Here is a 12,762-nt window from a genome sequence, read left to right on the forward strand (position 1 = left end):
TCGGATCTGATATTCAGTTGGGTTTCTTCGTCGCTTTGAACCGTAGATGCACGTAGTCCGCGATCCAGTCACCTCGTCCTGTGCGCAAGACAGGTTCGAGCAAGCGCTCGGCATAAAGCATCGCTTCTTTTCGACGTCCCGGTTCGACGATCCGAAAGAAAGGTTGGCCAAACATCTCGAACCACGCGTTGATACCGCGTGGCAACGGCGTGGGTCGAGGGAAGGTTTGTATCATCGAGACCGAGAAGCCACTGGCCTCGAGCAAGTCGCAGCACTCGTCCGCGACCGGGTAGTAAAACCGCGGGATGTGCTCCTCGGGAACATCGAAGTGCAGCAGCGTCGCAATCATCGCGGTATGGATGGCCGCAATGTTTCGATGCGCTCCGGTTTCGGCGACGAAGCGGCCGCCCGACTTCAATGCTCGCCACACGCCGGCAAACACCTTGTCCACTTCCGGCATCCAGTGAATCGAAGCGTGGGAAAACACCGCGTCGAACTCGGCGGGAAATTTCAGCGCCTGCGCGTCCTGCAGCCGCGCATCGATGCCACGCCCCTTGGCCTCTTCTACGGCCTGTGGATCGATGTCCACGCCCGTAATTCTCGCCCCACGGTCCTGCAAGAGCATCGACAGTTGTCCGTCGCCGCACCCGAGATCAAGGATAGCCTCACCCGACTGCGGTGCTAGCAGCTCCACTACGCGCAAACCGTAATCGCGAAAAAAGCGAACATCGTTGGAGCTGATCGGATTTGTGATCGACATAGGTGACTCAGGTGGGCAACTCGTGGGATAACTCATGATATACCTGTCGTGTCCGCACGCGATGCACGCAAGGCCTGCAAAGCTAGCTCGGCGATATGCATCGAACGTCTGCCCGCGCCCTGCTCGATTTGCTCTGCGCAGCTGAAGCCGTTTGTGAGAATAATCGTGTCCGCTGCAGCCTGACGCACGGCAGGTAACAAGGTGTCCTCCCCGATTTTCATGGACAACTGATAATGGTCCGAGTTGAAACCGAACGAGCCGGCCATCCCGCAGCAGCCGGCATCGATAAGCGTCCATCGTACGCCCAGCAGGTCCAGAAGTTTTTTGTCCCCTTGCATGCCGAACAATGACTTCTGATGGCAGTGACCATGCACGAGCACCGTCGCATCAAGTTGCGGCCATGAAAAATTTTGCGCCGCGACAAAATCGGAAAATAGGAAGGTCTGCCGGGACAGTCTGCGCGCCCGCTCATTTTCAGGCAATTGCCGTAGCAGCTCGTCCTTGAACACCGACAGGCAGCCCGGTTCCAGACCGACCACCGGGATACCCGCGTCAATCTCCGCGGCGAGTTCGTCGACGGCGACTTCCAGCAAGTGCCGCGCTCGGTCGATCAGTCCGAAGTCATAAAGCGGCCGGCCGCAGCAAAGGCGCTTCCTGGGCAGCAACACTTGGTAGCCGAGCGAAATGAGCACCTCGCTCGCCGCCATCGCGACATCCGGCGAGAAGTTTTCGTTAAACGTATCGACCCATAATATGACTTTCTTCGCGTTGCTGTCATCGCGCAGAAAAGCGTTGGGCATCCGGCGGCGTGCCGCCCGTCTGAACGGCACCGGCGCGAAAGCGGGTAAATTGCGCTCTTTGGCGATACCGGCGATCTGTTTGCCCAAGGCCCCGAGCATCGGAGCCCTCATCAGCGCATTGGCGACCCGTGGAAAACGGCTTGCTACCGGCGCCCAATCGCCGATTCGGCCCATCGAAATCGCTTGCCGTGGCCGCCGATTCGACTCGTAGTAATGCGATAGGAATTCGGCTTTGTAGGAAGCCATATCGGTGTGCGTCGGACAGTCACTTTTGCAACCTTTGCATGCGAGGCAGGTATCCAGCGCAGCCTTCACTTCCGGGCTGTTCCAGCCATCTTTGATAAGCTCGCCTTGCAACATCTCCCAAAACAGACGAGCGCGCCCTCGCGTGGAAAATTGTTCTTCCCGGGTTGCGCGATAGCTCGGGCACATGGTCCCGCCGGAGAGGGATCGGCATTTTCCCATGCCTATGCAACGCTCGGTTTCGCGTTGCAAGCCTCGACCTTCGGCGCTGATAAACTGCAGTTTGGTTGTAAGCGATACAGGCTTATAGGCCGGTCCAACGCGCAGATTTTCATCGACACGGTAGGCATGGACAACTTTACCGGGGTTGAGGCGATTGTCCGGATCCCATATCGCCTTGAATTCCTCCATCGCCTTCATGATTTCGGGACCGTACATCAACGGCAAGAACTCGGCTTTGGCTTGTCCGTCGCCGTGCTCTCCCGATAATGAACCGCCATAGCTAACCACCAACTGCGCGGCAGCGCGAAGGAATTCGCGCCATTTCGCTATGCCCTCCACGCTCCGTATGTCGAAAGTGATACGCGCATGCACGCAGCCGTCGCCGAAATGACCATACAAACAGGTTTCGTAGTCGAAACGATCGACCAGACCTTGAAACTCCCGTAGGTAATCGCCAAGACGCAGCGGATCGACAGCGGCATCTTCCCAGCCCACGATAGGGTCGGGTTTGGATGGATCTATCGACAGTGCGACTGCCGAGGCGCCGGTTTCCCTGATGGACCAGATTTTTTCTTGCTCGCCTGCTTGCTCGACGATGAGCCCGCTGATATCCCGGCCCGCAGCACCGGACAGAAAATGGTCGCGCGCGTTGCACGCTTGTCGCACCGCTTCTTCCCGCGATGCCGCGCCGAACTCAAGCACCACCCATGCGTCACCGGCGGGTAGCAGGGAAATCTCTTCTTGCTTGAGTGAGCGTGCTTGCAACCCGCGGATAATCCCACGGTCCAGACCTTCGATCGCAATCGGGCCAAACTGCGTGAAGTGCGGCACGGCGTCGGCCGCTAGGAAAATATCGGCAAAGCCCAGCACAAGTAGAACTCGGCATGCGGGGCTGTTCACCAGCGTGACTTTCGCATGCAGGGTGACAGCGCAAGTGCCCTCGGTGCCCACCAGCGCACGCGCTACGTTAAAGCCGTTTTCCGGTAACAATTGATCGAGATTGAAACCCGACACCCGACGTTTGATTTGCGGAAATTCGCGACGGATATAGCCAGCGTATTTGTCCCGCAGATTGCTCAGCTTCTGATAGATCTCGCCTTTGCGGCCACCCGCGGCGATGATGTTACCGAGCTCCTCATCCGAAGTGGGTCCAACCCAGAAGCGAGCGCCGTCGTAGGTCACGATTTCCAGCGCCTCGACGTTCTCAACGGTCTTACCCGCCATGATCGAGTGAGCACCGCACGAGTTGTTTGCGATCATGCCGCCCAGCGTGCAACGGCTGTGGGTAGCAGGATCGGGGCCAAACGTCAGGCCATGTTGCTGTGCAGCGTCTCGCAGCGTGTCGCAGACCACCCCGGGTTCGACGATAGCGCATCGTTCTTGTGGATCGATGGCGATCACGTGATTGACGTATTTGCTCGTGTCAGCGATCACCGCGACGTTCACGCATTGGCCATTCTGCGACGTACCGGCTCCTCGCGTGAGGAACGGCACGTCGTGCCGGTGGCATATGCCGATCGCCGCGACCAGATCGCTCGTCGTCTTTGGCACGACAACACCCAGTGGTATCTGCCTGTAGTTCGAAGCGTCGGAAGCATAGATCGCTTTGGACGCCGAGTCGAAGCGCACTTCGCCGCTGATGCCACGACGCAGATCTGCCTCCAATGTTGCCATCAGTTGGGCGCTCGATTGGAACGGGGTCGCTTTTCTCACGTTACGGTTGCCGCTTCTATAGTCAATTTGCAATGCCTCCGGTCCATTCGAATTGGATATTTATGTGCCGCTCATGTGCCACTCACGCGCAGCCGATTTCCGGCGGCTATGCAGCGGCGTTTGGAAGTTCGAACGATGTGTACAGAGTAAGTAGAAGAAACGACGGCGGCAAACAAAAGAACTGCGCTTTGGTTGAATGGAATTCAACTGCGCCAAGGGCATTGTCAGGTTGTTGAGTCCGCCACGTCAGACGTCGCCGCGGTATCGTTAAGTCGATCCATCGCTCATTCTATTGCACTATCTTTTTGGAACTTCATGGATCCGACGGCGATGGTGATTGGGTTTGTGCGCGAATCTTGGCGACCGCCGAGACAGTCACAGCAGCGCCGCGATTACCCCAGCTACCACGGATGAACGAGGCAACATCCGCGACGTCTTGGTCTGATAGTCTCCATGCGAAATCCGGCATCGTGAATTGACTAGGCGCCGTTTCCGTATAAGGCATCTTACTGCCATGTAGGATGATCCGTACGACGAGACTTGAATCCGATCCATTCACCACTTGATTACCCGCTAAGGCCGGGAACACTTGGGGGTAACCTAAACCGGTGCTGCGATGGCAGGCCGCACAATTATCGAGGTACAGGCGCGCGCCGCTCGAGTCGTCGTGCCCTGTGTACAGCGCGTTTGCAGTGGCTGCGTCATACGCATACGCCGATTCGTCGTGCGCTGGCGCTAGCGACTTCAGGTAATGTGCGACCGCAGCCAAGTCGCTGTCCGTCATGAATTGTGTGCTGTGGGTTATGACGTCGGACATGTCGGCAAAAGCGGCGGTATTGGCGTTGCGTCCTGTCTTCAGGAACTCGACCAATGAAGCATCTGTCCATTGAGCGAGCCCTGTCAATTTGTCAGTCCGCAGGCTCGGCGCGGTGCCGCCATTTACGATACCCCCAGCCAGGTAAGAGAGGCCATCGGCATCCGTCAACGCGAGTTCCTGCAGGGTAACCCCGCGCGGCGTATGGCACGCACCACAGTGCCCTAATCCTTGAACAAGATAGGCACCACGTGCCAGTTCCGCGTCTCCTGGCGATGTCGTTATGGTCGGGCCCACACGTGGAGCAAAGATCCACCGCCAGTAGGTAAGCGGCCACCGCATCGACAGCGGCCACGGTATATCGTTGCTCTTATCTACCTCATGCACCGGTGGGACGCCGAGCATAAAGTACGCATAGAGAGCGCTCATGTCCGCGTCGGTAACATGCGCATACGACGGGTACGGCATCGCTGGATACAACGAAGCTCCATTCTTGCTTATCCCACGTCGCACTGCAGCTTCGAAATCCGCGTACGTGTAAGCGCCGATTCCCGTCTCACGATCCGGGGTTATGTTTGAAGAAAAAATCGTGCCGATCGGGGATGACAAAGGTGCGCCGCCCGCAAACGGTTTGCCATTCCTGGACGTATGGCAAGCAATACAGTCGCCCGCTTTCGCCAGATAGGCACCCCGCTGCACCATCGCGGGATCGGCCGCTAACGCGGTTGTGTTGTCATCCACGCGACCGGCAAATAGCGTCGCGATCCACGCTAGTATGACTGCCGCAGCAATGAGGACAATGAGCGTGACGACCAGCTTGAAAGCGCGCGCCGGCGCCGCGCGTACGGGAGTATGGGGAGTGTTCATACTTGTACTAAAGGACCAGGGTTTTTAAGATATTGGGTGCGAATGGCATTGGCAGCCCAATATGCGAGCCCGCCGACCAGGCCGGTCGGGTTATAGCCGATGTTCTGCGGGAATGCCGATGCACCAAGCACGAACAGGTTGTGCACGTCCCAACTCTGCAGATATCGGTTGACGACGCTATTGTCGGGTCGGCTTCCCATGATCGCGCCACCTGTGGTGTGGGTCGTCTGGTACTGCCTAACATCGAAGTGATCACCCGGCTGTCGCAGCAATGTCGAATGCGATTTAGGCCCCATGGTCTTGACAATTTCAAGCGCGCGATCGGTAACAAATTTCGACATCCGATACTCGTTGTCGTGCCAATCAAACGTCATCCGCAACAGAGGTTGGCCAACCGAATCCTTATATGTCGGGTCAAGCGACAAATACCGATCACGGTAGGACATCACCGAACCATGCGTCACCACAGAGGTAGTGTGAAGGTAAGAATCCTTTGCCGCGCGCTTCCACTCGGCTCCCCAGGCAGGCGTACCTGCCGGAACACTGAGTTGCTGGATGGGTCGACCCCCTGTCTGACCGCCGATGATATAAGCTCCGCCGACAAAACCCTGCTTAGCATGATCGAAATGGTCGGAGTTGAATTCGTCAACGATTTGAGAGCCGCCGGCACCCGCCCCAATGAAGGGGTTAATCGCGACGTCCTTGTCGAAAAATACCGACGTCGAGCTCATCATCTGATAAGCGTAGTTCTTGCCGACGACACCACTTTCCGAAACGGGATCGTAGGGGGTACCAATGCCCGATAGCAACAATAGCCGGACATTGTGGAACTGGTAGGCAGACAAAATCACCAGATCGGCAGGTTGCTCGATCTCCCTTCCCTGCTCGTCGATGTACGTCACGCCGGTAGCTCTCTTGCCGCTACCGTCTAAGTTGATGCGAGTCACCAGACTTCTAGTGCGCAACTCAAAGTTCGGCAGTTTCAGGAGTACCGGCAGGATGGTGGTCTGCGGAGTCGCTTTTGAGTATAAAAAGCACCCGAAGCGCTCGCAGAAACCGCAGAGGTTGCAGGGCCCCAGACGTACACCGTAGGGATTGGTGTACGGGCGGGAGGCATTCGATGCCGGTTGTGGAAATGGATGATAGCCCAGTTGCTTCGCCGCATTGGCGAACAGCGTCGCGCCGTACACGTCTACAACGGGAGGGGTCGGATAGTCACGTGACCGCCAGCCTTCGAATGGATTACCGCCTTCGATTTTCTGACCGTTCAAGTTTCCAGCGCGGCCCGACGTACCGCATAAGTACTCGAAGCGATCGAAATAAGGTTCGAGCTCGTCGTAGCTTACGGGGTAGTCCTGGATCGTCATGTCGGCCGGAATGAAGCCTTGGCCGTACCGCGCCGACATATGTGATCGTAACTGCAAATCCTCCGGCGACGGGCGGTAGGTTTGCCCGTTCCAATGCACCCCAGCGCCGCCGACTCCTTCGCCGAGCAAGAACGCGTTATGCTCGCGATAGGGAACAGCGGTGTCTTTGAGCGTATAGCGCACCGTAAGGGTATCGCGCGATAGGTCTTGGAATAGCTTGCCACGTATGCCGTATGTCAACTCGTCGGCAATCTTGGGATAGGCGAAATCAGGGTATGTGTCACGGGAAACGCCACGCTCAAGGGCCACCACCTTGAGGCCTGTCTCGCAAAGCTCCTTCCCCATAATAGCTCCGGTCCATCCGAAGCCGACCAGGACAACATCCACAGATTTGAGCTTGGTTGCCATGCCTTACCTCTCTGGTTAACCTCTCTTGCCGGAAATCGAAACGGGGCCTAGTGGATACACCTTCCCGGGTTGTGCGCTCATGTCTACAAAGTCGGCACGCGCGCCAGGGAAGCCGATCATTTTCCATGCACCCATTCCGCGATTCCCTCCGTGAATCGGATCAGAAAAATAACCTTCCTTTGTGTTCTGCAAAAGTTGCGCGAAGAAGACTCGGGCCGGCAACTCCCGTAACGGCAATTGATCCTTTTGCATCAAGGTCAGGACCTCGTCACGTTGAGCGTCGCTGAGTTGCGCAAAAGCGTTGCCGCGATTTTGCGTGCACCAGTTATCGACCGCCGCGATGGCCACCCGATAGAGGTCACGCGGTGCTAGTTTCAGTTGATATCCGAGCGTGGGCACAGACTCCGGAACAAACGGACCATGCATGTACCAGAGGCCACCATGTCCATAAGCGGTCTGCATCTGCCGGTCAAGAAACTCCGGGACCCCTGCCTCTACGGCGCTGGGCCCGTCGGAGCTCGGCGGAATAAGCCGGTCGGTTGCGGCCGTGAGAAATTCCCACTCGTGGTCGTTGAAGAACGTCGGTGTGTACGATGACGGATCGCTTTCAGCCGCGATCGCATTTTGTACGAGTCCTTTGGAGCCTTCTAACAGTGCCGTCGCGGGCACTCCTATTGCGGCTTTGCCGAGAAACCGTCTGCGTGCAAGAGAGGTTTTATTGGATGACATTCAATCCTCCAAATTCTAGTTGCCATGACGTCCGGCCACCGACCGCCACGTCTCGCACTTTGACCAAATTTAACCGGTTATATCACTTTATATAGGTTAGTAAATTTATAGCACACTAACAAAATAAATGTGTGAGAAATCGTCTTACCGGCGACAAACGGCAACGAGGGTTATACCAACAGATACTTGCAAACTGCATGAGCGTTGCATAGTGTGGTGAGGGTTGGCGTTCCCCACACGGTATGGAATCTCGCGTTAATTTTACATTCTGTTCTCCTTACAACATTATATGGAGTGGTCAGATCCGCCGACCCGATGCTCCGGAGCACGAGATGAGAAAAATTGGCCTACATGGCGAACCTGTGCGAAGATCGTTCGGGACCGTTCGGGATGGCACTGTAACTAGTGCGACGGACCATCGTAGAGAGCTAAACCGACGCACTTGGTGGCTCGTGACTAGCACTGCGGTTTGGTCATTGTGCGAGCTTCCGATCGAACTCCTGTTGAGTCAGACGTACTGGGATGGCATCGCTTGTATCGTGGGTAAAGCGCTGTGGATCGCTCTGATATTTCGCGTTCTGGCTCGAAGCCGCGCCGCATGGTTTGTGTACGAGTTCCTATGCGCGTTGAGCGTGACCGCGATCGTATTCAACTTGCCGACGGAATACCGTATGTTTTCGATAGGTTTCTATTTTTCGCTTGTCGAATGCGTGCTTAAAACGGCTGCATTCTTATCTTTTATCCTATCGTATAAACGGCTCGTATCAGGCGCGGAACACATCCCCTTCACACTTGCGGATGAGTCTGAAGTCTGCGCTTGCAAGCAGGTCCGCCGCGGCCACCGCAATCGGGATCAGCACCTGCGCAGCCGTGTCTCTTGCATATCTCCGACACGTGATTAGATTTCCTTCGCAGTCGTGCGCCAGCTCGACCCAGTAGCCTCCCTTGGCCAACCTATCGTTCAGCAGCCCGATATCCACCAGCTCACCCGCCTTTTGTTGCATGAGCAACTCGCGTATCAGCTCGCGTAGCGACCTCGCCTCGATAACTAATGCATGAGGTTTTACTTCAGGCACGAGGCCATCGTTCAAAAACCCCGCATTCCGCAGCCAGAGCGCCACATCCTCATCAGTCTGGAAAACGTCAGCCGAATGCTCGTTTCCGAGAATCGCCGTGTTCAGAAAATCGAGCACCGCGTCCTGATCGGAAGTCGAAAACCATCGTGCCGCCATCGAATCGTTCTCAAGAAATTATTGCGAATGAAACCTATAAAACTAATATTTAAAAGTTACTATACATCACTATCATTTGCCCGCCATGTTCATAGAACACAGCTTATTTTTGATCAACTGAACTTGCCCGGTCAATTCCTGTTGCTTGCGACGAAAGACCGCTCTGGCCATGCCCATGCAGCATTTCGCCAGACGCTCAATCGCGTCGCTATGCACCGGAGTTTGCAGGCTCAAACGATGTGTAGAGAATAAGTGGAAGAAAAGACGGCGGCAAACAAAAGAACTGCGCTTTGGTTGAATGGAATTCAACTTGATCTGATCGCCACCGTTACTGCGTAACGATTGCTCGCTCAGGTAAGCATCCCACTGCGGTGTATCGACTTCAATTTCCCCATAGACGCGGCAGTCTTCAGTCATAGCGGGCCGCCAGATCAATGACCGTTGCGTTACGACGTAACGGCGTGACAGTCCGGCCAGCTCAAAACAGGCGCCGGCGTCGAGCCAGACGATTCAAATGTCGCCTATGATTGCCCGCATGAAAGTGCCGCCCCACATGCGATGTGTCTTAGGAGATTCAAAATGAGTTCTCGCCCCCAGCCTGGCAACGGCAGCGCGCAGTTTTTTATTATTTTGATCGCGTCTACATTTCTGATGGGATCGAGTTTCGTATCGGGAAAGATTTTGCTTGCGCAAGGCTTTCCTGCAATGTTGCTCGTGGGCTGGCGATTCCTCGTTGCAGCGCTGGCAACCCTTCCGCTGGTCTGTTTTGACAATCGATCGGTGATGGCAGCTCTTTTTCCAAAGGGCGCGAATTTGCGGGATTCAGCGCTGGTGCTGCTTATCGGTCTCCTTCAAACGACTGCTGTTATGGGTTTGCTGTTTGTCGCAATGCGGTCGATATCTGCGTCCACGGCGGCCATCTTGCTTTTCACGAACCCGATCTGGGTCGCGGTGCTGGGGCGGCTGTTTTTGGGTGAATCGCTGCATAAGGCACGCGTTGCAGGGCTCGCACTCGGTATCGTCGGTGTAGTGCTTGCAATCGGGATTGGAGGTCAAGGACACGCATCAGCGGGCGCGATTACGGGTGAGCTCATTGGGCTCGTATCCGCATTGTGCTGGGCCGCCGCAACGATCATCAATAAGCGCGCAAATCTACCGTTTAGATCGTGGTCGCTCAGCTTCTGGCAGATGCTGGTCGGATCCCTCGCTGTCCTCGCAATCGCCTATGCAAGCGGCGAGCATTGGCCTGCCCCGACGACTCACGCACAGTGGGGATGGTTTATCTGGCTTGCGATTCCGGCCTCAACCGGTTCGTTCGGTTTATGGTTCGTGGCTTTGAACAAGGGTGGCGCAACCAAGACCAGCGGGTACTTGTTTCTTGCGCCTCTCTTTACCGTCGTGCTGTCGTATTTCGTACTCGGTACATCGCTTTCATGGGTCCAAGCGTTCGGTGGAATTCTGATTGGTATTGCGTTGTGGCTCGTGAATCGTGAGATGCCCGCCCGCAACGAGAAAGAGCGGTTGAACGAGGCGTTGGCAGAAGGCGAAGCTTGATAAGCTTCGGCGCAGCGGTGGTTCGTGCGGGGTTGGCGCAGTGCGACCGCGCCCCCTTGCTCTAGCGATGGGTCGAGCGAGCGCGCCCCTTTTTTTGGAAGACGAAAGATGACGATGCCTTACCGCGGAATGGACCAAGCCGCACTGAATGTGGCGTACAACAACACGCAAGCGATCCCCGATTTCGCTGCCGTCTATGCAGGTTTCAAGGCGCGCAGCGCACAGTTCTATGAGACGGCCGCATGTCAGCGGGACCTCCGTTATGGTCAACAATCACGTCAACGTTTCGACGTGTTCCCCAGTCAGAACCTCAATGCGCCAACCTGGATTTTCATCCACGGCGGCTACTGGCAGGGGCTTAACAAGGAGGATCTCGCGTTCGTTGCGCAGGGGCCCCTCGCGCATGGGTTCAATGTCGTGCTTGCCGAATATACCCTCGCACCGCAGGCGTCGATGACACAGATCGTCGATGAAATCGGCAGTCTGCTCGATCACTTGGCGGGGAATCACGACCGACTGGTAGTCGGCCGCGGGCCCGTCTGCCTAAGCGGGCATTCGGCGGGCGGCCATCTGAGCGCGGTGCATCGGTCGCACCCTCTGATCACGCACGCGATGCCGATCAGTCCATTGGTCGATTTGGAACCGATTAGCCTGTCGTGGCTAAACGAAAAGCTGAATCTCACGCCGCACGAGATCGACGCATACAGCCCCTTGCGACACATCGGTAAAGGCGCACCGATGACCGTCGCTGTGGGTGCGGCAGAACTGCCCGAACTCGTGCGGCATGCGAGTGAATATGCGACCGCAGCTCAGAACGCCGGCGAAACGGTTCGGTACGTCACGGTTGACAACGGCACGCACTTCTCGGTACTCGACGATTTGGCACAACCATCAGGCATCCTGATGAGCGCGCTGGTAAGCGACATGGCGCGCTGGGCCTTCGCCGACCGCACCTGGATGACATCGTCGCGAGTTAGCTTATGTAGCTGATTTATGTATCTGAGCACGTACCTGAGCCGCACATCTAAGCCACCTGCTTAAGCCGGATCAGCCGTGCGAAAACTCGCCCGATACTGGCCCGGCGACACGCCCAGGCGCTTCGTAAACACGATGCGCATCCGGTCGGCGCTGCCGAAACCGCTTTCGTAAGCGACCGCCTTCAATGCCAGATCGCTGGCCTCCAACCGATTGCGAGCGGCGTCGACGCGCACCCGCTCGATGAATTCGGCGGGTGTCACCTTGGCTTCCTGCACGAACACGCGGGCAAAATTACGCGCGCTCATGCCCGCGACCTCGGCCAACTTTTCCACCGAATGGGTTTCGCGAATATGCGCCATAACATGCGCTTGCACTTTCGCGACGGGCGAATCCGTATCTTTCGGTGCGACCAGCAAAGGGCTGAATTGCGACTGCCCACCCTGGCGCTGCGCCACGACCACCAGCCGCTTGGCCACCGCAAGTGCGACCTCGGCGCCGTGATCCTGCGCGACCAGCGCCAAGGTCAGATCGATGCCGGCTGTCACCCCCGCCGAAGTCAGCAGCGCACCGTCGCGAATATAGATTCGATCGAACTCCACCTGCGCGGCGGGAAATAATTCGGCCAGCCGCGGTGCGTTTTGCCAATGCGTGGTGACTGTCTTGCCGTCGAGCAAACCGGCGTGGCCGAGCAGGAAGGCGCCGGTACAGATCGAGCCGTAGCGGCGGCAACGCGGCGCCATGTCGACCAGCCAGTCGCATAGCCGCGCATCGCGAGCGGCTTCGGGAAGCGCGGGGCCGCCGGCGACAAGCAGCATGTCGTAGCTGGGCCGCGCGTCTTCCAGTACGAGATCCGCCGTCAACCGCATCCCGTTCGAGGCACGGATAGCGCCGGCTTCGGTCCCAACCAGCGTCACGTCATAACCCTCGCCAGCCTCGACGAAGTTATTGGCTTCAATCAGCACATCGAGCGGACCCACCACGTCGAGCGCCTGCACCTGCGCGAAAATAATGAGCGCGACAGTTCGCATCGGTCGGTTTCCTCCGCAGCAAGTAGTAATCGGTATTCGGATGTCGG

10 protein-coding genes are annotated in these 12,762 nt (G+C 57.0%); 2 read left to right on the forward strand and 8 right to left on the reverse strand.

What is annotated here, in order from left to right; genetic code table 11:
- Positions 1–13 precede the first annotated feature (13 nt).
- The 7 genes from GSQ77_RS16375 to GSQ77_RS16405 all read right to left on the reverse strand — a co-directional run bounded on the left by GSQ77_RS16375 (position 14) and on the right by GSQ77_RS16405 (position 9,572).
- Positions 14–760, reverse strand: a complete 747-nt coding sequence (locus tag GSQ77_RS16375) for a trans-aconitate 2-methyltransferase (RefSeq protein ID WP_158903780.1) — start codon at positions 758–760, stop codon at positions 14–16.
- Positions 761–792: 32 nt separating this feature from the next.
- On the reverse strand, positions 793–3,699 hold the full coding sequence (locus tag GSQ77_RS16380; protein WP_158903957.1) for an FAD-binding and (Fe-S)-binding domain-containing protein: 2,907 nt from the start codon (positions 3,697–3,699) through the stop codon (positions 793–795).
- Between the two features lie 352 nt (positions 3,700–4,051).
- Positions 4,052–5,419: a cytochrome c gene (locus GSQ77_RS16385; protein ID WP_158903781.1), complete on the reverse strand. Its 1,368-nt coding sequence runs from the start codon at positions 5,417–5,419 to the stop codon at positions 4,052–4,054.
- Positions 5,416–7,194 (reverse strand): GMC family oxidoreductase, encoded by a 1,779-nt coding sequence (locus GSQ77_RS16390; RefSeq protein ID WP_158903782.1) that lies wholly within the window; start codon positions 7,192–7,194, stop codon positions 5,416–5,418. Before GSQ77_RS16390 ends, GSQ77_RS16385 begins: the two co-directional genes overlap by 4 nt.
- Before the next feature lie 15 nt (positions 7,195–7,209).
- Positions 7,210–7,923: a gluconate 2-dehydrogenase subunit 3 family protein gene (locus GSQ77_RS16395; protein WP_158903783.1), complete on the reverse strand. Its 714-nt coding sequence runs from the start codon at positions 7,921–7,923 to the stop codon at positions 7,210–7,212.
- A gap of 764 nt (positions 7,924–8,687) precedes the next feature.
- On the reverse strand, positions 8,688–9,116 hold the full coding sequence (locus tag GSQ77_RS16400; protein WP_158903784.1) for an ABATE domain-containing protein: 429 nt from the start codon (positions 9,114–9,116) through the stop codon (positions 8,688–8,690).
- Positions 9,117–9,227: 111 nt separating this feature from the next.
- Positions 9,228–9,572 (reverse strand): hypothetical protein, encoded by a 345-nt coding sequence (locus tag GSQ77_RS16405; RefSeq protein ID WP_158903785.1) that lies wholly within the window; start codon positions 9,570–9,572, stop codon positions 9,228–9,230.
- A 162-nt stretch (positions 9,573–9,734) separates the two neighbouring features.
- On the opposite strand from GSQ77_RS16405, the gene GSQ77_RS16410 reads away from it, so the two are divergent.
- Together GSQ77_RS16410 and GSQ77_RS16415 are read left to right on the forward strand one after the other, a co-directional pair.
- On the forward strand, positions 9,735–10,709 hold the full coding sequence (locus tag GSQ77_RS16410; protein WP_158903786.1) for a DMT family transporter: 975 nt from the start codon (positions 9,735–9,737) through the stop codon (positions 10,707–10,709).
- Between the two features lie 108 nt (positions 10,710–10,817).
- Positions 10,818–11,699, forward strand: coding sequence for an alpha/beta hydrolase (locus tag GSQ77_RS16415; RefSeq protein ID WP_158903787.1), 882 nt, complete (start codon positions 10,818–10,820; stop codon positions 11,697–11,699).
- Between the two features lie 47 nt (positions 11,700–11,746).
- Here GSQ77_RS16415 and GSQ77_RS16420 read toward each other — a convergent pair whose 3' ends face one another.
- Complete coding sequence (locus tag GSQ77_RS16420; RefSeq protein WP_158903788.1) at positions 11,747–12,715, reverse strand: GlxA family transcriptional regulator; 969 nt, start codon at positions 12,713–12,715, stop codon at positions 11,747–11,749.
- Between the last annotated feature and the right edge of the window lie 47 nt (positions 12,716–12,762).

Source organism: Burkholderia sp. L27(2015), from assembly GCF_009765705.1.
GTDB lineage: Bacteria > Pseudomonadota > Gammaproteobacteria > Burkholderiales > Burkholderiaceae > LMUX01.

What these genes read in the sequence shown, in the direction of transcription:
- GSQ77_RS16415 (WP_158903787.1), top strand. Translation starts at nt 10,818, where the DNA reads ATGACGATGCCTTACCGCGGAATGGACCAAGCCGCACTGAATGTGGCG.
- GSQ77_RS16375 (WP_158903780.1), bottom strand. Translation starts at nt 760, where the DNA reads ATGTCGATCACAAATCCGATCAGCTCCAACGATGTTCGCTTTTTTCGC.
- GSQ77_RS16395 (WP_158903783.1), bottom strand. Translation starts at nt 7,923, where the DNA reads ATGTCATCCAATAAAACCTCTCTTGCACGCAGACGGTTTCTCGGCAAA.
- GSQ77_RS16410 (WP_158903786.1), top strand. Translation starts at nt 9,735, where the DNA reads ATGAGTTCTCGCCCCCAGCCTGGCAACGGCAGCGCGCAGTTTTTTATT.
- GSQ77_RS16390 (WP_158903782.1), bottom strand. Translation starts at nt 7,194, where the DNA reads ATGGCAACCAAGCTCAAATCTGTGGATGTTGTCCTGGTCGGCTTCGGA.
- GSQ77_RS16385 (WP_158903781.1), bottom strand. Translation starts at nt 5,419, where the DNA reads ATGAACACTCCCCATACTCCCGTACGCGCGGCGCCGGCGCGCGCTTTC.
- GSQ77_RS16380 (WP_158903957.1), bottom strand. Translation starts at nt 3,699, where the DNA reads ATGGCAACATTGGAGGCAGATCTGCGTCGTGGCATCAGCGGCGAAGTG.
- GSQ77_RS16405 (WP_158903785.1), bottom strand. Translation starts at nt 9,572, where the DNA reads ATGACTGAAGACTGCCGCGTCTATGGGGAAATTGAAGTCGATACACCG.
- GSQ77_RS16420 (WP_158903788.1), bottom strand. Translation starts at nt 12,715, where the DNA reads ATGCGAACTGTCGCGCTCATTATTTTCGCGCAGGTGCAGGCGCTCGAC.